The sequence below is a fragment of the Bartonella sp. AP57NXGY genome, from assembly GCF_042195805.1.
In the GTDB taxonomy this organism is placed as follows: Bacteria; Pseudomonadota; Alphaproteobacteria; order Rhizobiales; family Rhizobiaceae; genus Bartonella.
On record NZ_JBHIOZ010000077.1, the window covers coordinates 3,895 to 5,872 of the forward strand.

1 pseudogene is annotated in these 1,978 nt (G+C 41.7%); it reads right to left on the reverse strand.

Annotated elements, in window-relative coordinates:
* Positions 1 to 1,978, reverse strand: a pseudogene (locus tag ACFIL8_RS07110) (hypothetical protein); the annotation flags it as partial.

Below are 1,978 nucleotides of genomic sequence, written 5' to 3' on the forward strand. Positions count from 1 at the left end.
ATTTTGAGATTTTTGTGGTCATCCTTATCTGCAGCAGCTACAAACTTTACTGTACTCCCAGCTTTAACATCTGTAGCTTCTTCATCTTCAACAGCAAGTTTCCAGCCCGTTTCCATCCCCGCTGTAAAGTCTTTCAGCTGTTTATAATTTACTGCATCAGTATCATCAGTACCAGCTTTCACTTTTGTAATCTTTTTGCCACCAGCATCAATACCTTTCATAGTTATGCTTGGACCACCATCAACAAACTTAAAGCCATCGTTGCTCATAATGCTGTTGCCTGTCGTGACACTCGTGAGCTTAAGAGTATCATTCAAAGAAAATGTAACTTTATTACTGTCTTTTGCAATCTTTATATTTTTGCTACCATCTTCATTTTCACCAGCAACAAAATCTACTGTACTCCCAGCTTTAACATCTGTAGCATTGTTACCATCAACAGAAAGTTTCCAGCCTGCTTCAGCAAGTGTTCTTACCTCCGTCAACTGCTTATAATTTACAGCATCAGTATCTTCTTCCCCTGCCGCTACCCCTTTAATCGTTTTATTACCAGCATGAATGCCATTAACAGTTATGCTCGGCCCCTCATCACCGTCAAATCTAAAGCCAGCAGCATCCATAATGCTGTCTCCTGCTGTGACAGTCATTACCTGAATATCATCAGCTAGATCAAATGTGACATTGTGATCATTATCTTTTTCGATCTTGATATTTTTTGTACCTTTATTGTCAACTGACTGAAAATTTACTGTACCATTTGGACCAATAGCCGTAGCATTTCCACCGTTAACAGCAAGCTGCCAACTCGTTTTGTTCGCGTTTTTCACCTCTTGCAACTGTTTATAATTCACTGCATCGTTAGGTTCAGACCCATCTGCTACGTTTGTGATCTTTTGCTTGGCTGCATCAATACCATCAATAGTCATGCTTGGACCATCATTACCATTAATAAAAAAGCCGTCTACAGTCATGCGTGAACCGCTTTCACCGTTAACAAAAAAGCCATCATCACTCATCGTGCTTTGGCCTGTGGTGACTTGCGTCAATTTAAGATGATCATTTAAAGTAAATTCAATTTTATGCTTATTATCTGCAGTGTTTTTTGCAATCTTTAAGTTGTCTTTTCCCGCTTCTTTTTCACTTTTCACTGAAAAATCTACAGTATTGCCTGAATTCACATCTGTCGGATCGGTATCGTTAGCAGAAAGTTTCCACCCCCCTCCCCCTGCTATGATATCTTTCATAGCTTTTAGTTGCGCCACGTTTACCGCATCAGTATCTTCACTTCCAGCTGCAACCCCTGTAATTTGTCGTGTTAGCGTACCATTACCACGACCGCCAACTTCACCAACGCTAAAAGCGCCTGTGGTGCTCTTCCATGCTATACTGGTTTTTGTTGTCCCTTTACCTGTTACAGGATCATAACCAGCAACATTCTTGTCTCTATCAGAGATAGCCCCACCACCTACAGCAACACCATCTCTAACAAGCACTTGCGAATTTACACCAATGGCAACCGAATCTTCTTTTTCAGCATAAGCTTGCGTACCTATAGCAATCGCATTTTCAGCATTCGCAATTACTTTTCTGTTAGGATCATTTTCTTCGGTTCTGTCAGAGCGCCTGCCCCCTATTGCAATAGCACCTGAAGCTTTAGCTTCAGCATCTGTACCTATAGCAATCGTATAACTCTTTTCTGCCTTTACCTTTGTACCTAAAGCAATGCTATTTGTACCTAATGCAGTTGCAAGCCCTCCAATAGAAACTGAAGATTTGCCCGATGCTTCTGAGCCTACACCCATAGCAACACTTGCTATACCACTTGCAAGTGCGGAAACACCAAAAGCTTGTGCACCCCCTGCCTTTGCTGTCGCACCTGCACCAAATACGGTTGAATAATTACCCGTCGCTGCAGATCCACAACCCGTTGCAAAAGAATAAACACCATAAGCCTCAGGCATAGCATTAATGATACCAC